Source organism: Paraconexibacter antarcticus (assembly GCF_024220175.1).
In the GTDB taxonomy this organism is placed as follows: Bacteria; Actinomycetota; Thermoleophilia; order Solirubrobacterales; family Solirubrobacteraceae; genus Paraconexibacter; species Paraconexibacter antarcticus.
Map to the genome: position 1 here is coordinate 4,718,259 of NZ_CP098502.1, position 17,282 is coordinate 4,735,540.

Annotated in this window: 16 protein-coding genes; 9 read left to right on the plus strand and 7 right to left on the minus strand. The window is 73.2% G+C overall.

Features of this window, described 5'->3' with window-relative positions:
- The first annotated feature begins 20 nt into the window (after positions 1–20).
- Positions 21–689, plus strand: coding sequence for an NUDIX hydrolase (locus tag NBH00_RS23140; protein ID WP_254570933.1), 669 nt, complete (start codon positions 21–23; stop codon positions 687–689).
- A 21-nt stretch (positions 690–710) separates the two neighbouring features.
- On the opposite strand, the gene NBH00_RS23145 is transcribed toward NBH00_RS23140, so the two are convergent.
- Complete coding sequence (locus tag NBH00_RS23145) at positions 711–1,580, minus strand: IS982 family transposase (RefSeq protein WP_254569017.1); 870 nt, start codon at positions 1,578–1,580, stop codon at positions 711–713.
- Positions 1,581–1,697: 117 nt separating this feature from the next.
- On the opposite strand from NBH00_RS23145, the gene NBH00_RS23150 reads away from it, so the two are divergent.
- The 5 genes from NBH00_RS23150 to NBH00_RS23170 all read left to right on the plus strand — a co-directional run bounded on the left by NBH00_RS23150 (position 1,698) and on the right by NBH00_RS23170 (position 8,089).
- Entirely contained in the window at positions 1,698–1,985 is a 288-nt protein-coding gene (locus NBH00_RS23150; protein WP_254570934.1) for a hypothetical protein, read from the plus strand.
- A 166-nt stretch (positions 1,986–2,151) separates the two neighbouring features.
- A complete protein-coding gene (locus tag NBH00_RS23155; protein WP_254570935.1) occupies positions 2,152–6,588 on the plus strand; it encodes a multifunctional oxoglutarate decarboxylase/oxoglutarate dehydrogenase thiamine pyrophosphate-binding subunit/dihydrolipoyllysine-residue succinyltransferase subunit in 4,437 nt (1,478 codons plus the stop codon).
- A 113-nt stretch (positions 6,589–6,701) separates the two neighbouring features.
- Complete coding sequence (locus NBH00_RS23160) at positions 6,702–6,986, plus strand: MGMT family protein (RefSeq protein WP_254570936.1); 285 nt, start codon at positions 6,702–6,704, stop codon at positions 6,984–6,986.
- Between the two features lie 9 nt (positions 6,987–6,995).
- The gene (locus tag NBH00_RS23165; RefSeq protein WP_254570937.1) at positions 6,996–7,418 is read left to right on the plus strand and encodes a secondary thiamine-phosphate synthase enzyme YjbQ; all 423 of its coding nucleotides are present in this window, start codon (positions 6,996–6,998) and stop codon (positions 7,416–7,418) included.
- Positions 7,415–8,089 (plus strand): class I SAM-dependent methyltransferase, encoded by a 675-nt coding sequence (locus tag NBH00_RS23170; RefSeq protein WP_254570938.1) that lies wholly within the window; start codon positions 7,415–7,417, stop codon positions 8,087–8,089. Before NBH00_RS23165 ends, NBH00_RS23170 begins: the two co-directional genes overlap by 4 nt.
- A gap of 33 nt (positions 8,090–8,122) precedes the next feature.
- Here the strand turns inward: NBH00_RS23170 and NBH00_RS23175 are convergent, their stop codons facing one another.
- The 3 genes from NBH00_RS23175 to NBH00_RS23185 all read right to left on the minus strand — a co-directional run bounded on the left by NBH00_RS23175 (position 8,123) and on the right by NBH00_RS23185 (position 10,593).
- Entirely contained in the window at positions 8,123–8,938 is an 816-nt protein-coding gene (locus NBH00_RS23175; RefSeq protein ID WP_254570939.1) for a Type 1 glutamine amidotransferase-like domain-containing protein, read from the minus strand.
- 48 nt (positions 8,939–8,986) lie between these two features.
- Entirely contained in the window at positions 8,987–9,727 is a 741-nt protein-coding gene (locus tag NBH00_RS23180) for a Type 1 glutamine amidotransferase-like domain-containing protein (protein ID WP_254570940.1), read from the minus strand.
- 83 nt (positions 9,728–9,810) lie between these two features.
- Positions 9,811–10,593, minus strand: a complete 783-nt coding sequence (locus tag NBH00_RS23185; protein ID WP_254570941.1) for a crotonase/enoyl-CoA hydratase family protein — start codon at positions 10,591–10,593, stop codon at positions 9,811–9,813.
- Positions 10,594–10,843: 250 nt separating this feature from the next.
- On the opposite strand from NBH00_RS23185, the gene NBH00_RS23190 reads away from it, so the two are divergent.
- Positions 10,844–11,287 carry an MBL fold metallo-hydrolase gene (locus NBH00_RS23190; RefSeq protein WP_254570942.1) on the plus strand — a complete coding sequence of 148 codons (444 nt, stop codon included), beginning with the start codon at positions 10,844–10,846 and terminating at the stop codon, positions 11,285–11,287.
- Between the two features lie 65 nt (positions 11,288–11,352).
- Here the strand turns inward: NBH00_RS23190 and NBH00_RS23195 are convergent, their stop codons facing one another.
- Positions 11,353–13,131, minus strand: coding sequence for a TIGR03767 family metallophosphoesterase (locus tag NBH00_RS23195; protein WP_254570943.1), 1,779 nt, complete (start codon positions 13,129–13,131; stop codon positions 11,353–11,355).
- A 136-nt stretch (positions 13,132–13,267) separates the two neighbouring features.
- On the opposite strand from NBH00_RS23195, the gene NBH00_RS23200 reads away from it, so the two are divergent.
- Together NBH00_RS23200 and NBH00_RS23205 are read left to right on the plus strand one after the other, a co-directional pair.
- A complete protein-coding gene (locus tag NBH00_RS23200) occupies positions 13,268–13,543 on the plus strand; it encodes a hypothetical protein (RefSeq protein ID WP_254570944.1) in 276 nt (91 codons plus the stop codon).
- The gene (locus tag NBH00_RS23205) at positions 13,543–14,082 is read left to right on the plus strand and encodes a DUF6416 domain-containing protein (RefSeq protein ID WP_254570945.1); all 540 of its coding nucleotides are present in this window, start codon (positions 13,543–13,545) and stop codon (positions 14,080–14,082) included. Before NBH00_RS23200 ends, NBH00_RS23205 begins: the two co-directional genes overlap by 1 nt.
- Before the next feature lie 460 nt (positions 14,083–14,542).
- On the opposite strand, the gene nucS is transcribed toward NBH00_RS23205, so the two are convergent.
- Together nucS and NBH00_RS23215 are read right to left on the minus strand one after the other, a co-directional pair.
- On the minus strand, positions 14,543–15,223 hold the full coding sequence (gene nucS, locus NBH00_RS23210) for an endonuclease NucS (protein ID WP_254570946.1): 681 nt from the start codon (positions 15,221–15,223) through the stop codon (positions 14,543–14,545).
- 239 nt (positions 15,224–15,462) lie between these two features.
- Positions 15,463–17,268 carry an Ig-like domain-containing protein gene (locus NBH00_RS23215; RefSeq protein ID WP_254570947.1) on the minus strand — a complete coding sequence of 602 codons (1,806 nt, stop codon included), beginning with the start codon at positions 17,266–17,268 and terminating at the stop codon, positions 15,463–15,465.
- Positions 17,269–17,282: the final 14 nt, after the last annotated feature.

Consider the following 17,282-nt stretch of genomic DNA (forward strand, 5'->3'; position numbering starts at 1 on the left):
CCCTAGGATTGACCGGACCGATGAGCCAGCCGTCCGGCATCCTGGCGCGCGGCCCGTGGGCGATGGAGGAGATCGTCGCCACCTGGGACGCGGACCACTACGACCCGCCCACCCACGCGACCGACGCCGCCGACGCGGCGATCGCCGCGCTGGCCGAGCGCGGATCGCCGAGCCACGACGGCCACGCCGCGCGCCTCGTGGACTGGGAGGTCACGGACGCGGGCGTGCTGACGATGCGCCTGCAGCCGATCCGCTGGGCGCTGCGCCTCGTCGAGGACGACGCGTCGGCCTCGATCGCCTCGCTCTGCGTCATCCGCGACTCCGGCGGGCGCTGGCTCGCGGGGCGGCGCGCCGCGTGGCTGTCGAGCTGGGCCGGCCGCTGGGCGCTCGGCGCCGGTGGCGCGGTCGACCTCGGCGAGTCCCCGGCCGACACGCTCGTCCGGGAGCTGCGCGAGGAGTGGTCGGTCGCCCCCGCCCGCGTGCGCGGCGAGGCCCTCGTCCGCCTGCCCCACCAGATGGTCATGTTCGTCGGGCAGGCGTGGCTCGCCCCCGGCGTCGAGGACGACATCGTCCCGGACGCCGAGCACGACGAGTACGCCTGGTGGCCCGCCGAGATCGACGCCTGGCCCGACGAGGCCGACGCGCCGCTGCGCCACATGGCGCGCCTGCTCGACGCCGCGGACGCCTAGATGGTTCGTTCCACGGATCGGTCAGGCGTAGTAGGCAGTGAGGTTGCGTGGTGGGCGGCCGAGGCGTTCGTTGAGAGCGATCGCGGCGGTGAGAGCGAGGAACTTGGCGGCCAGGCGGGTGCGGAGCGTGTGGAGCTCGCGGGCGCGGTGGTCCTCGAGGTTGAGCATGTCTTTGCATGTCCAGAAGATCGATTCCACGCATTGCCGGATCGGGGCCAGGTGCGGCTCTTTGCCGGCCTCGTCCTTGCGTCGGGGGCGGACGATCGTGGCGCCGAGCGCGGAGGCTTGGGCGTGGAAGTCGCGGCCGGAGTAGCCCTTGTCGCCGATGACGGTGACCGGGCCGTTGCGGTGGCAGCGGGCGAGCATGTCCAGCGCGACGTCTCGTTCGCCCGTTTTCGGGGAGGTCAGGGCAAGGGCGCGTGGAGTGCCGTCGGTCGCGAACAGGCCGTGCAGGCGGAAGCCCCAGAAGAAGCGGGAATGGCTGGCGCAGTAGCCGTACTCCGCGGCGTTGCCCAGGGCGCTGCGGCGCGTCGTTTCGACCGAGCGACCGCATTCGACCGGTGTGCTGTCGACCACGAGCAGGTCGTCGTCAAAGCCGTTGGTGTGGCGGGCGAACTCGAGGATCAGCGCTTCGATTTTGTCCGACAGGCGCTGGCGGCGTTTGACGAAACCCGGGCGCTTGGGCAGTCGCGGGAACAGGTGCCCCAAGCGATGCGGTGCCATCGCCCAGAACTGCTCGTCAGAGCTGATCCGCAGTACCTGCTGAGCCACGCTCAACGTGACGACCTCCGCGTCGGTCAAGATCCGTTTGGCGTTCTTGCCCTTCGCAGGCAGGAGATCGTCGCAGGTGCAGTAAACAGCGATCAGCAGCAGGTCGAGGTCGGCGTCCATCGAGGCCCCCAGGGTCGGCGTTGGCGAGATAGCACCGCCGACTTCGACCTGCCTGCTTATGTCACCTGCCTACCCGACTCCTCCGCCCCCGCCGTGGAACGAACCATCTAGCGCCCCGTGCTCACCTGGAAGCGCCTGAAGTGGGCGTCCTTCACCCACTCCACCATCTACCTGGTCCTGCTCACGGCCTGGGCGATCCCCGGCCTGCACGGCGTCGAGTTCGTCTTCGGCCTCCTCCACGGGCTCGGCTGGTTCGTCATGTGCGCGCTCATGCTCGCGGCGCTCAAGCAGCGGATCGTGAACATCCGCCTCGCGACCGCGGTCGCGGTGCTCGGAGCGGTGGGGCCGTTCATCGGAAGTGCGGAGTTCGTGCGCCAGGAGCGTGCCCGGGCCCGCACCCACTGAGGCACGACTCCGAGCCGAGTTCGTGCGCCAGGAGCGTGCCCGCTCGCACGCGGTCTGACCGGTCTCCTCCCGGCGGGGGAGATCCACCTGACGAAGACATGACAGACGCGTCTCACCGGAGCCCGCGTGGGGGTCCTGCGCGCTAGAGTCGACGGCTAGACAACTTATGGCGATTAACACGACGATTCAGGTGGTCGCGCCCGGGGCGGGCGAGTCGGTCACCGAGGGCGAAATCCTCGAATGGCACGTGAAGGAGGGGGATCGCGTAGGCCTCGACGACACGCTCGTCGAGATCTCGACCGACAAGGTCGACGTCGAAGTGCCGTCGCCGGCGGCCGGCACGATCGTCAAGCTCCACGCCGAGGAGGGCGAGACGATCACCGTCGGCCAGCTCCTGGCGGAGATCCAGCCGGACGACGGCTCGGCCCCGGCCACGCCGGACGCGCCCGCCGACGGCGGCGACGCGAGCCCGCCGCCCACCGGCAACATCGACCCCGAGTCCGACGGCGAGTTCGACCCGGCCGACACCGAGGCCGACCAGGACGAGCGCCAGGACAGCTCCTCCGACAGCGCCGGCGGGGGCGGCGTCGCGGCCGACGCGGGCAGCGGCGAGCTGCTCGACATCGTCACCCCCGGCGCGGGCGAGTCCGTCACCGAGGGCGACATCCTCGAGTGGCACGTGAAGGTCGGCGACACCGTCGACGCCGACCAGACGATCGTCGAGATCTCGACCGACAAGGTCGACGTCGAGCTGCCGTCCCCCGCCGCGGGCACGATCGCGGAGATCCTCGCCGAGGAGGGCGAGACGGTCACCGTCGGCCAGGTCATCGCGCGCCTGCAGGTCGGTGCGGGGGCCGCGAAGGCCGCCGACCCGGCCCCGTCCGCGCTCGACGCGTCCGCCGCCCCCGAGGCGCCGGCGACGAAGCCCGCCGGCGGCAACGGCAGCGTGCCGGAGGGGACCAAGGTCACCCCCGTCGCCGCGCGCGTCGCGGCGGCCAAGGGCGTCGACCTCGGTGCCCTCACCGGGTCCGGCCCCCAGGGCCGCATCACGAAGGCCGACGTCCTCTCCGGCAACGGCTCCGGCTCCAACGGCGCCGCCGCGGCCCCCGCCCCGGCGGCCGCCAAGCCTGCCGGCGCGAAGCCGATCAAGGGCGCCGCGGCGATGCTCGCGCGGTACATGGACGAGTCCCGCGCGATCCCGACCGCGACCTCGTTCCGCACGATCACCGTCACGGTGATGGACGCCCGCCGCAAGGAGCTGAAGGCCGCCGGCCAGAAGGTCTCCTTCACGCACCTCATCGCCTACGCGATCGCGCTGGCGGCGACGCAGGACATGCCGGTGATGGCGCACCACTTCGACGAGATCGACGGCAAGCCGCACCGCATCGACGACGGCGCCGTCAACCTCGGCATCGCCGTCGACGTGACGAACAAGAAGGGCGAGCGCACGCTGATGGTCCCGGTCATCCGGGACGCGGGCCGCCTCTCGTTCGCCGGGTTCAAGGCCGCCTTCGACGAGCTCATCGAGAAGGCCCGCACGAACTCGCTCACCGCGGACGACCTCCAGGGCGCCAACGTCTCGCTGACGAACCCCGGCGGCATCGGCACGATCGCCTCGGTCCCGCGCCTCATGACGGGCCAGGGCACGATCATCGCCACGGGCTCGATCGCCTACCCGGTCGGCCTCGGGAACATCGGCGACATGATCGGCGCCGAGAAGGTCATGACCATGACCTCGACGTACGACCACCGCATCATCCAGGGCGCCGAGTCCGGCCAGTTCCTGAAGACGGTCGAGGAGTACCTCCAAGGCGAGCACGGCTTCTACGAGGGCGTCTTCCACGCGCTCGACGCCGAGCTCGGCGCCCCGCCGCAGCCGCCGGCGCCCGCCGCCGCGGCGGCCGCGGCGCGGGACAGCGCCACCGGGAGTCCGGCGACCGCGACGCCCGGGGTCGTCGACGAGGAGCTCCTGCAGGCCGTGCAGGCTGCGGTCTCACTCGTCAAGGCCCACCGCACGCACGGCCACCTGGCCGCCCGCCTGGACCCGCTCGGGTCCGAGCCCGAGGGCGACCCCGCGCTCGACCCCGAGCCCCTCGGCCTCACGCCGGAGCTCATGGCGAAGATCCCCGCCAAGATCCTCCGGATGCACGTGCCGGGCGCGACGCTCGCCGACGCGCTCCCGCACCTGAAGGAGACGTACTGCGGCACGATCGCCTACGAGATCGAGCACATCGCCTCGCACCGCCAGCGCGTCTGGCTGCGCGAGAAGGTCGAGTCGGGCGCCTTCCGCAGCCCGCTGACCTCCGAGGAGCAGCAGGCGCTGCTCAAGCGCCTCATCGAGGTCGACGCCTTCGAGCGCTTCATGCACAAGGCCTACCTCGGGCAGAAGCAGTTCTCCGTCGAGGGCCTCGACATGACGGTCCCGATGATCGACGAGATGATCCAGCTGTCCGCCGCGCACGGGGCCCGTGAGGTCGTCCTCGGCATGGCGCACCGCGGCCGGCTCAACGTCCTCGCGCACAACCTCGGGCGGCCGTACGCGTCGATCTTCGCGGAGTTCGAGGGCGCCTCGACGCTCGAGGCGATCACGACGATCCCGCAGGGCGGGACCGGCGACGTGAAGTACCACCACGGCGCGCAGGGCTCCTACCAGCTGCCCGACGGCTCATCGATCCTCGTGAACCTCGAGTCGAACCCCTCGCACCTCGAGTTCGTGCACCCGGTCGTCGTCGGCGCGTCACGCGCCGCGCAGACCACCCGCCAGGGTCCGCACGCCCACCGCGACACCGCGGCGGCCGTCCCGATCGTCCTCCACGGCGACGCGGCCTTCCCCGGCCAGGGCGTGGTGGCGGAGTCGATGAACCTGCAGGCGCTCGACGGCTACCAGGTCGGCGGCACGCTGCACATCATCACGAACAACCAGGTCGGCTTCACCACCGATCCGGAGGACTCGCGCTCCACCCGGTGGGCCTCGGATCCCGCGAAGGGCTTCGACGTCCCGATCATCCACGTGAACGCCGACGACGTCGCCGCCTGCATCAGCGCGGTCCGGCTCGCCTTCGCGTTCCGCCAGGAGTTCGGCCACGACGTCCTCATCGACCTCATCGGCTACCGCCGCTTCGGTCACAACGAGGCGGACGAGCCCGCGTACACGCAGCCGGAGATGACCGCGGTCATCAAGAAGAAGCAGCGCGTCAGCGACCTGTTCGCCGAGTCCCTCATCTCCTCCGGCGTCATCACCACCGAGGACGTCGAGTCCGCGAAGAGCGCGGTCTGGGACGAGATGTCCGAGCTGCACGCGGATCTCAAGGCCCAGATCAAGGACGCGGCCGACTCGGGCTCGCCGACGCAGCAGACGGGCGAGTACACGCTCGACCGCTCCCCGTCGCCCGAGGTGAAGACCGCCGTCTCCGCCGCGCGCCTGCTGTCGCTCAACGAGGAGCTGCTCTCCACGCCCGAGGGCTTCACGGTCCATCCGAAGCTCGTGAAGCAGCTCGAGCGCCGCCGCAAGGCCGTCGGCCCCGACGGCGGGATCGACTGGGGCCACGCCGAGGCCCTTGCCTACGCGTCGCTCCTCACGGAGGGCATCCCGATCCGCCTCACGGGTCAGGACGTCCAGCGCGGCACGTTCAGCCACCGCCACATGGTGCTGCACGACGCGAAGAACGGGCAGCGGATCTCGCCGATCCAGAACCTGCCCGGCGCCCTGGCCCCGATCGAGCTGCACAACTCGCCGCTCAGCGAGACCGCCTGCCTCGGCTTCGAGTACGGCTACTCGCAGGAGGCTCCGGAGACGCTCGTCATCTGGGAGGCGCAGTTCGGCGACTTCGCCAACGGCGCGCAGGTCATCATCGACCAGTTCATCGTATCGGGCCTCGCGAAGTGGGGCCAGTCCTCCCGCCTGACGCTCCTGCTCCCGCACGGCTACGAGGGCTCGGGCCCGGAGCACTCCTCCGCGCGCCTGGAGCGGTTCCTCCAGCTCGCGGCCGAGGGGAACATCCGCGTCGCGAACGTCACGACGCCGGCGCAGTACTTCCATCTCATCCGCCGTCAGGCCCGGATCGCGAAGCAGCGCCCGCTCGTCGTCATGCAGCCGAAGTCGCTCCTCCGGCTGCCGCAGGCGACGAACCGGATCGAGCACCTCGCGGAGACGCAGTTCTTCCCGGTGCTCGGCGAGCCGCGCGTCCCGATCGACAAGGTCACCCGCCTCGTGCTCTGCACGGGCAAGATCTACTACGACCTCGTGGGCCACCCGGACCGTCAGGACAACGAGGGCGTCGCGGTCGGCCGCGTCGAACTGCTCTACCCCTTCCCCGAGGGACAGATTCTCGAGCTCGTCGACACCTACCCGAACCTCAAGGAGGTCGTGTGGGTGCAGGAGGAGCCGCGCAACATGGGCGCCCGCGCGCACATGGGCCCGCGCCTCATGCAGTGCCTGCCCGAGCGGCTCGCGTTCGGCTACGTCGGCCGCCCGGAGCGCGCCTCACCGGGCGAGGGCTACCCGGCCGCGCACAACGTCGAGCAGAACCGGATCATCTCCACCGCGCTCGACCTGTCGATCCCGGTGACGCAGTACCCGCAGAAGACCCCGGGCGAGCGCTAGGCGCCGCCCCGCGAGCGGTGGGTGGAATCCCGGTGCCCTCAGGGAGCACCGGGATTCCACTCGCCGCGGCCGCTCGCACGCAGCCCCGGGTGGGCCCGTGCCAAGCTCCGCCGATGCCCCGGCGCCCCGAGCACGACGCCGTCCTCGCCCGCGTCCGCGCGATCCCCGAGGGCTGGGTGCGGACGTACGGCGACCTGACGCCCGGCGCGCCGCGGCTCGCCGGCACCGTCCTGCGCCTGACGGACGAGGACGTGCCGTGGTGGCGGGTCGTGCGGGCCGACGGCTCGCTGGCCAAGGGCGACCGCCAGCGCGCGCTCCTGCTCGCCGAGGGCGTCCCGTTCACGCGGGCCGGCCGCGTCGACCTGCGCAGCGCGCGCGTGCCGGAAGCGCCAGACTGAGGGCACGGCATGTGGCTCCAGCGCGACATCACCCTGCGGCCCCGGGCGCGCGGCGTCCACCTCGTCACCGGCGAGGTGCTCGGCGCGCTGCCCGAGCTCGAGGAGGTCGGCGTGGGCCTGCTGCACCTCCTCCTGCTCCACACGTCGGCGTCCCTCACGGTGAACGAGAACGCGTCCCCGGACGTGCGGCGGGACCTCGAGACCTGGTTCGGGGCCGCGGTGCCCGAGGACTTCACCTGGACGCACACCCTCGAGGGCCCCGACGACATGCCCGCGCACGTCAAGGCGTCGCTCATGGGCCCGTCGCTCACGCTCCCGCTACGGCACGGCGCCCCCGTCCTCGGGACGTGGCAGGGCCTCTACCTCTGCGAGCACCGCGACGCCGGCGGCGCCCGCACGGTCTGCGCGACCGTGCACGGGGAGCCGCGGTGACGACGGCGCCCTACGACGCCCTCGTCGCCTCCTACGGGCTCTCGGCCGCCCACCGCCTCATGGCGGACGCCGTGCCGCCCGGATCGCGGGTCCTCGACGTCGGCTGCTCGACCGGCTATCTCGCCGCCGTGCTCGGCGCGACGGGCTGCCAGGTCGTCGGGATCGAGCAGGACGAGGGCGCCGCCGGGCGTGCCCGCGCGCGCGACGCGCTCAGCGCCGTCCTCACCGGCTCCGTCGACGACGAGGACGTCCGCGCCCGCGCCGCCGAGCACGGCCCGTACGACGCGATCGTCTGCGGTGACGTCCTCGAGCACCTGCCCGATCCCGAGGCGACGCTCCGGGCCCTCGCCACCCAGCTCGCCCCCGGCGGTCGCGTCGTCGTCTCGGTCCCGAACATCGCCCACTGGACCGGCCGCCGGGCGCTCGTGCGCGGCCGCTTCCCGCGCGCCGAGCACGGGCTCTTCGACGCGACCCACCTGCGCTGGTTCACCCGGTCCAGCGCCCATGACCTCGTCACGGCCGCCGGGCTGCGCGTCACCGGCGAGCGCTTCTCCCCCGCCCCGCTCCCGCTGCAGGCGCACTGGCCGTCGCTCGGCCGCCTCGAGGGGCTCGCGACGCGACTGCGCCCCGAGCTCTTCGCGCTGCAGGTCGTGCTCGTCGGCGAGCGCTGACCGTCCCCGCCTTCCGGCGGCCGGAGGACGTGCTCAGGCGCCGCGGCGGTTCGCCGCGCCCTGACGGCGCGCGCGGCGGAACTCGAGGACGTCGGCGGGGACGATCCGCGAGCCCTCGTCGCTCACGTGGCCGACGCTCGACAGGAGCTCCGGCTCGCGGACGTCGCGGCGCAGGCCGGTCGGCGTCTGCTCGACCCAGACGGCCTTCGTGCGCGGGCGCGAGGTGACGACACGCGTGAGGTCAAGCCCGCGGAAGAGGAGGCCGACGCCGTCGTCCGCCGCCCAGCCGGCCGGCAGTCGCCGCGCGGCGACGGCCTGCTCGTAGACGGGCAGCCGGCCGGGGGCGCCGTCGGCGTGGACGCTGAGCGAGCCCGGCAGCAGGCCGAGGCCCTTCGTCACCTCGGGCTCGCCGGAGGACGTCGTCACGCCCCCCGCGAACCAGCACATCGCGCCGGCGCTGAGCCCGGCGAGCACGACGCCGGCCTGCCACGCCTCGCGGAGGATGTCGTCCATCCCGTGGACCCGCCAGATCGCGAGGAGGTTGCGCATCGAGCCGCCGCCGACGTAGACGATGTCCTGCGCGAGGATCGTCGCGCGCAGGTCGATCGGGCCGCCCTCGCCGAGGCGGAAGAGCGAGAGGACGGACGGCTCGCAGGGCCGGTCGCCGTAGGTCGCCCGGAACTGCGCCTCCTGGCTCCCCGCGTCGCCGGACGCGGTCGGGAGCAGCAGGATCTTCGGGATCTGCGTCGTCGCGAGCGAGAGGACGAACTCGTCGAGCGCCGGGTTCTCCGGCTCCATCGTGAACCCGCCGCCACCCATGGCGAAGATCGTGGGGGTGCGGTGCTCCATCGCCACAGGTTAGGGCGCTGACCTGGCGGCCGGCGACCGGACCGCCCGTCAGGCCGCCAGCGCGGGAGCCGCCATCCCGAGGTAGCGGGCGTTCAGCGGGGTCTCCACGACCTCGCCGCCGACCGCGGCCACGAAGTGCGCCCCGGCGTTCGGCTTCGAGGTCACGACGTCGAACAGCTCGGTGCCCCGGAAGTGCAGCGCCGCGCCGTCGTCAACCCCGTAGCCCGCGGTCATGCCCGCGCCGATGAACTGCCTGAACTCGACGCGCCGCTCGGGCTCGGCGTCGTAGTGCACGCAGTTGGAGTACGGCAGCAGGCCGAGGCCGGCGAGCGGCTCGGGCGGCCCGTGGAACGCGGTCACCGCCTCCTGGAACCAGCAGAGCGAGCCGGCCGACAGACCACAGAGGACGACGCCGCCGAGCCACGCGCGCTCGAGGATCGTGTCGAGGCGATGGGCCCGCCAGGCGCCGAGCAGGCTCAGCACGCTGCCCCCGCCGACGTAGATGAGGTCCTGCTGCATGAGGTGCGCCTCGAGGTCGCCCTCGACGGCCCCGCTGCCCGTGTCCCGCCGGAAGAGCGAGACGTGCGAGGCGTCGGCGACCGCCGCGAACCGGCGGTAGAAGCGGACGACGTAGTGGTCCGCGTCGCCCGACGCCGTCGGGATGAAGCACACCTTCGGTCTCGCCTTCCCGGTGAGCCTCAGGACGTGGTCGTCCATCAGGGTGTTCGACGGCTCCATCGAGAAGCCGCCGCCGCCGAACGCCATGATCTGGGGGACCCTCATCTCCATGCCCCATCACGGTAGGGACGAAGGGCCCCGGCCGAGCGAATTTCAGCCTCGGGGCGATCGGGCCTGGACCGCGCGTACAGGTCCTAGCGCGACTTCCAGACGGGGTCGCGGCGCTCCTTGAAGGCGACGGCCCCCTCGCGCGCATCCTCCGACGTGAGGACCGGCCCCGCGATCTCGCCCTGCTTCTGCCACATCTCCTCGAGCGACCAGTCGACCTGCTCCTCGATGATCCGCTTGGAGGCGATGAGCGCGAGCGGGCCGTTCTTCGCGAGCTGCTCGGCGAGGCCGAGGGCGACGTCGAGCGCCTCCCCGGGCTCGGCCAGGCGGTTGACGACGCCGAAGTCGTGGAAGCGCTCGGCGGGCATCGGGTCGCCGGTGAGCGCGAGCTCCATGACCGCGTGGTACGGCATCCGGCGCGGGAGGCGGAGGAGGCCGCCGGCCGCGGCGACGAGCGAGCGCTTCGCCTCCGGGATGCCCATCTTCGCGCCCTTGGCGGCGACGATGAGGTCGCAGCTCAGGGCGATCTCGAGGCCGCCGGCAACGGCGAAGCCCTCGATCGCCGCGATGACCGGCTTCGCGGACGCGCGCTGGGTGATCCCGGCGAACCCGCGGCCGTCGATCCACGGCGACTCGCCCTTCGCGAACGCCCCGAGGTCCATGCCCGCGCAGAAGTAGCCGCCGGTGCCGGTGACGATCGCCGCGGTGAGGCCGTCGTCGGCGTCGAGCTCGTCGAGCGCGGCGGCGACGCCCTCCGCGAGGCCCTTGTTGACCGCGTTGCGGACCTCCGGGCGGTTGAGCGTGATGACGAGGACGCTCCCCCTCCGCTCGGTGAGGACGGGCGGCGTGTCGGTGCTGGTATCGGACATGGGCGCAGCCTATTAGCCTGCGGCGCATGGACCGGGTCGCCGCCGACGTCTTCCAGATCTCGATGATGCTCCGGCACGGGGTCAACGCGTACGTCATCGGGGACGTCCTCGTCGACGCCGGCGGCCCGCCCTTCGGCCGGCGCATCGCGCAGGAGCTCCGCCACGAGCAGCACCCGATCGCCGCGCACGTCATCACCCACGGCCGGGGGACCACGCGGGCGGCTCACACCGGATCGTCGAGGAGTGCTCGGTGCCGGTCTGGGCGGGCGCCGGCGACGTCGAGGCGATCGAGAGCGGCCGGCCGGAGGCGACCGGCGTGCTCGCGCCCGCGATGCGGATGATGGGCAACTTCACCGGCGTGAAGGTCGACCGCGTGCTGACGGAGGGCGACGTCGTCGGCCCGGGCTTCACGGTCCTCGAGACGCCGGGCCGCACCCCCGGGCACATCGCGCTGTGGCGGGAGGAGGACCGCGTCCTCCTCTGCGGCGACGTCTTCTTCAACGTGAACATGAAGACGACGCGGGCCGGCCTGCGCGAGCCGCCGAAGGTGCAGACGATCGACGTCGCCGCGAACCGCGAGTCCGCCCGCCGGCTCGCCGCGCTCGAGCCTCAGGTCGTCGGCTTCGGGCACGGGCCGGTCCTCCGCGACGACGCCGCGGGCCGGCTCCGCGCGTTCGCCGCCCGGCACGCCTGACCGCCGGGGCGGGCGCGCCGGGGCGCCGGGCGCTGAGGCGCCGGGCGCGGCGCGGGCCCGGGAGGCTACGCCGCCGTCGGCCGCTTTGCCGTCCGCGGGCGCGGGATCGGGAACGGCGCCGGGACGATGAGCTCGACGTTGCGGTCCTCGACCCGGCCGCGGCGCCCGTCGGGACCGCCCGCGACGCCGGTCGCCGCGGGCCGCTCCTGCCAGTCGTTCGCGCTGAGCTCGCGGGCCCACGACGCGAGGGCCGCGGTGTCGCCGAGCGCCGACGGCGGGCTGAGCGGCGCGAGCGAGTCCACGATCGTCCCGAAGACCGAGAGCGTCCCGTCGCCGTTGTCGGCGAGCTCGACGATCCGCGCCTGTTGCGGGAAGTCGATGTGCGCCGCCGTGTTGACCTCCCAGAAGCCACCCGGCTTCGCGCTCCCCGCCGGGCGGCGGTGGGGCGTGACCTGGTTGACGTGGGTGTGGCCGTCGACCCAGAGGACGACCTGCGGGTGGGCGAGCAGCAGCGCGAGCACGGCCGGGCCGAGGACACGTGCCTGCGGGTCGTCGGTGGCGCGCAGGCCGTTCGTCATCGTCCCGAGCGTGTGGTGGCTGAAGAGGACGGTGAGCCGTCTCGGGTGCGCGGTGAGCTGTGCCTTCAGCCAGGCGAACTGCGCCTCGTCCAGCGAGCCGTCCGCCTCGCCGTTCGGGTTCACCGTGTCGAGGACGATGCACCGCGTCCGCCCCTTGTTGAACGCGTAGTACGCCGTGCCGTCGCGCAGGTTGCGGTCGGTGAAGCCGTGGCCGTGCGGCGTGCCGGTCGTCTGGAAGTAGGAGGCGACGGTCTCCGCCCGCGAGAGGATGCGCCGGCCGAGCGAGGCCGTGACGGGACGGATCGGGGCCGTCGTGAGGGTGGCGAGCGCGGCGGCGTCCCCCGACAGGAGGTCCTGCGGCGAGGCGCCCGCCGGCAGGCTGATGATCTTCGCGCCGCCGGTCGCGAGCGGCGACAGCGGGAAGCTCCTGGGGAAGTTGCCCTGCACGAGCCCGTCGTGGTTGCCGTAGGCGGTGAGCCACGGCATCTTCAGGCCGGCGGGCACGAAGCGGCGGCGCGCCGCGTCGAGCAGGCCGGGGACGGTCGGGAAGCCGTACGTCGCCCGGGCGATGTCGTCGACGTGACCGGCGGGCGTCCCGTCCGGGTGCCAGTAGTGCGGGTCGTAGAAGACCGGGTCCTGGTCGTGGACGCCCTCCCAGCGGTCCGTGGCCCCCGAGTCGGGCGTGACCGGCTCGCCGTCGAGCAGGTCGGTGACCCACCGCAGCTCGTTGTGCTGGCAGTTGTCGACGGTGTCGCCGGTGCAGATCGCGAAGTCGAAGGCCCGGCCCGAGGCGGGGCCCTTCCCGACGGCGTTGACCGCGCGGACGAGCGTGTCGGTCACCTGCGCGGTGAGCATCTCGTGCGGGCGGTAGGCGCTCGCGAAGATGAGCGGGGAGCCGACGCCGTCGTTGTAGCGGTCGGTGTACTCGACGCGGGCGGGCGACTGGGCGTCGACGATGTGGGTGTCGGTGAACTGGACGAGCGACAGCAGTCCGCGCCGGCGGGCGGCGCGCCCGGGGCGCGCGGCGGCGCCGAGCTCCTCGCGGACGACGAACGGCTCGCCCGGGCCCGAGGCGAGGCGCCGGTAGCCCCCGCCGTTGACGACGGGACCGCGGACGATCGTCGCGCGGAGCGTCGTCCCGTGGCCGGAGGGCAGCTTCGGGCGCCGCCGCGCCCTTGCCGCCGCGGCCGCCGTGGGCCCGGTGAGCGACGCCGCCGCCACCGTCGCCGCCCACGCCTCGAGCACCTCTCTCCGTGTCCGCTGCACCCCGACCGCCCTCCTTGTCGACCCGTTCCGGAGCGGGGGCAGTCTACGCCCGTCCGAGCACCCGCGGATGTGCTTGCTTTTACTTATGTATTTACTTGTGCTAGCTTGTACCCAGCAACCGACAGAAAGACGTCACATGAGCACCATCACGACAGACCCCACCAGCACCGACAAGCAGATCACCGTCGACGTGCCGGCCGACCGGCTCCCCGAGTTCTACGCGTTCTTCGCGCGGTTCCTCGCGGGTGACGGCCCCGGTCGGCGCGGCCGCCGCCGCGGCCCGGACCGGCACGGCCCCGGGCACGGCCCGGGCCACCGCGGGCACGGCTGCCGCGGGCGCCACGACCACCACGACGCCGAGCACGAGCATCACCACCACGACGTCCCGGCCGACGCCCCGCCGGCGGCCTGATGGCCGACAAGCAGATCACCGTCGCGGTCCCCGAGGACCGCGTGCCGGAGTTCTACGCCTGGTTCGCCGCGTTCCTCGCGGCGGACCGGGCCGAGGACACCGGCGCGCGCGGCCCCGGGCGCGGTCGCGGCGGCCCCGGCTTCGGGCCGGGCGGCCGCGGGTTCGGGCCTGGTCCGGACTTCGGTTTCGGCGGGCCCGGCGGCCGCGGGCGCGGCCACCACGGCGAGGCGCATGCCTGGACGCCGGAGGACACCGAGGAGGCCACGTGGCTCCTCGGCAAGCTCGCGCCGCCGGCGCGGGCGCTCTTCGACCTCCTCGCGGGGTCGCCCGGCGAGCGGTTCTCCGGCAACGACATCGCCGCGCGGCTGCAGCTCGACAAGGGCGCGCACGGCGTGGCGGGCATCCTCGCCTGGCCGGGGCGCTATTCGCGCAAGCTCGACCGCGAGCTCCCGATCCTCACCGAGGGGCGCGAGGACGGCGGGACCGACTACTACATGGACCCCGCCACGGCCGCACTCTTCGGCGGCCCGCCCGCCTGACCCGCGGCGACCGCGTCCCCCGCGCGCCCGCGTCCCCGGCGCGCCCGCGTCCCCGGCGCGCCCGCGTCCCCGGCGCGCCCGCGTCCCCGGCGCGCCCGCGTCCCCGGCGCGCCCGCGTCCATCGGCGCGGCCGCGTCCCCCGCGCGCCCGCGTCCCCCGCGCGCCCGCGTCCCCCGCGCGCCCGCCCGCGCGACCGCAGGGGTGAATGAAGGTTCAGGGTGCTCTCAGCACCCTGAACCTTCATTCACCGCGCGGAGGCGGGCGTGGCGGGGCGCGGAAGGCCGTGCAGCGCGTCGACGGCGGGCGCCCTGCGCGCAGGCGCCGGCCTCTCCCCGCGCCCCAGGCGCCGCGACGGGTCCGCCCAGACCGTCGAGGGCAGCGCCGCCCGCGCGGAGGTACGCGGGCTGCGCCACGCGATCCTGGCCGCGCGCGTGGTCCGCCCGCCGCACCCAGCGACGGGTCAGACGAAGAGCGTCAGCTCGGGCTCGCGCTCGCCACGGAGGACCATGAGGTCGACCTCGACGCAGCGCAGCCCGCGGGACTCCGCGAGCGTCCGCGCCTGCGGCTTGATCTGCTGCGCGGCGAGGACGCCGGTGCAGTCCGCCATCGCGGGGTCGCGACGGATGAAGTCGAGATAGCGGGTGAGCTGCTCGACCGCGTCGATGGTCGCGACGCGCTTGATCTCGACCGCGATCCAGCCGTCCTCCTCGTCGCGGCACATGAGGTCGACCGGGCCGATGTCCGTCGGCCACTCGCGGCGGACGAGGCGGAAGCCCTCGCCGCACCAGTGCGGCTGGCCCGCGAGCAGCTCCTGCAGGTGCTTCTCGACACCGTCCTTCTCGAGCTCCGCGGCCTCGCCCATGTCGTGCGTGACGTCGGAGACGATCTCCGCGATCCGGATGTCGAGCCGGTCCTCCGTCTTCCCGGCGAACTTGCGCACGACGATCCGCTCGAGCGGCTCGCCCTCGAACTCGAGCGCCGTCGGTGGCGTCATCCAGTTCTGCGGCTTGTACCCGCCGGTGTCCGCGTGCACGAGCACCGACCCGTCGCTCTTGAGCATGAGCAGGCGCAGCGCCTCCGGCAGGACGGCGGTCAGGCGGCCGGTGTACGTGACCTCGCAGCGGGCGACGATGAGACGCATCCCGCCAGACGGTACCGGCGCCACCTGACGCCTCCCTCGATCCTCACCGCTATTTGCGGAGAACCGATCGCCCGCAGGTCCCGTCCGACGTGATCCGCGAACCCCGCATCGAGGCCGACATCGACGCCCGCAGCCTCACGATCGTCGAATGCCGGCCGCCCCCGCCGAGGACCACGGCCCCGGCCGGACACGCCGGGTCTGAACCCCCCGCGCCATCGCGAACGACATCCCGGAGCGCATCAGGCCGAAAGGGTGATCCACGGGGTCTTCGACGCCGTCAGCGGCGGCGCGCCCTCGTAGTACACGTGCACGCGCCACTTCCCCCCGCGCTTCAGCCGCTGCGTGAAGGTGAACGGCTTCATCGCCGAGGAGCCGCCCTTGTGGAAGGTGACCCACTTCATGACGTAGCGCTTGCGGCCCTTGACGTGGCTCTTGACCCGCATCCGCACGAGCAGCTGCCACTCGATGCGCACGCGCCCGGAGAGCGACTGGTTCGCCGGGCCGGTCAGCCGGCCCTTGAGCGAGCAGAGGCGGCCGCGGCAGGACGGGCGTCCCTTCGCCGAGGCGATCTCGAACGCCGTCGCGTAGCTCACGTTGCCGACGTACTGCGCGCCCTTCATGACCGTCACGGTCGTCCGCGCGACGTTCCCGAGTTTGTCGGTCGCCTCGGCGCTGATCGTGTGCAGGCCGTCGCTGAGGTCGGCCGCCCGCAGCCAGTTGAGGGAGACGGTGTCACCGACCGCGGGCAGGTCGCTGAAGCGGTAGAAGGCGGGCTGGCCGTCGACGAGGTAGCTGATCCGGTTCAGGCCCGCGGGCGTGACCCCGGGGTCGGCGCCGTCGGTCGCGGTCACCTGGATGAGGAGGCTGCCGGTGAAGCCCTGGTTCGGCGCCGGGGAGATGAAGCTCACGGTCGGCGGCGTGAAGTCGCCGCACGGGCCGGCGGCCCCGCCGCCCGCGGCGGCCACCTGCCTGAAGGCGGCGTAGGACGGCTTCGGCGCGCCGGAGACGTCGAGCAGGCCGTAGTGGTTGATCTCGTCCGGGGTGTAACGGCGCGCGTCGCTGAGGGTGAACCAGGCGCCGACGACCACGTACGGGTCACGGGCGAGGCAGCCGTAGGCCTGCGTGAGGAAGGACGCCTGCGTCGCCTCCGAGACGCCGCTAGGGCGGTTGCCGGCCCCGGTGCCGCGCTGACACGAGGTCGGCCCGCCGTTCGTGCTGCTCCAGCCCATCTCGGTCATCCAGATGCGCGGGCCCGGGTCGTTGTTGGCGACCATGACATCACGGATCGCGCGGTAGCCGAGGAACGTGTACTGGCCGAGCCGGGCGCCCGGATCCTCGCGGTAGTAGAAGTCCGGGCCGAGCGACAGGCAGGCGGTGTCGGTGTGGACCGCGACGCCGTCGAAGCTGCCCTTCAGGCCGAGGTCGTAGAGGCCCTGGACGAACGACGCGTTGTTGCCGGTGGTCGGGCCCACGAGGATCGCGGCGTCGCCGGCGACCGGCTTGGCGGCGGCGTAGGCGGCCCGGAGCATCGGCGCGTACGCCGCGGCGCCCGGGTTCGGGCCGTGCCAGAACTCGGCGGCGTCCTCCTCGTTCCACACCTCGTAGGCGGCCACGGAGCCGACGCTCTGCGTGTGGCGCACGAACTTCCCGAAGAAGTTCGCGTAGGTCTGCGGGTCGGTCGGCGGGACGAGGTCGTCCGTCGAGCCGCTCGCCCACGAGGGCGTGCCGAGGACGACGAACATCGGCTTCGCGCCGCCCGCGTTCAGCCGCCGGATCGCCGTGTCGTACTGCGAGAGGGCGCTCGCCGCGCCGGGGTCGGTGCTCGGGAGGCCCGGCCCGTTCGGCTCGAGCTGGTTCCAGTTCACGAACAGCCGGACGATCTTCGCGCCGGTCGCGAGCGCCTGATCGACGCGCTGGTCGCTCGGCGCGTCGATGTTCACCGCGGGCGCCGCGGCGTGGGCGGCGGCCGGGGCGCCGAGCGCGAGCGCCGCGCAGAGCATGGTGGTGAGCCGCGCGAGGCGGAGGACGGGGCGGGCACGAAGCATGTTCAGGACCTGAG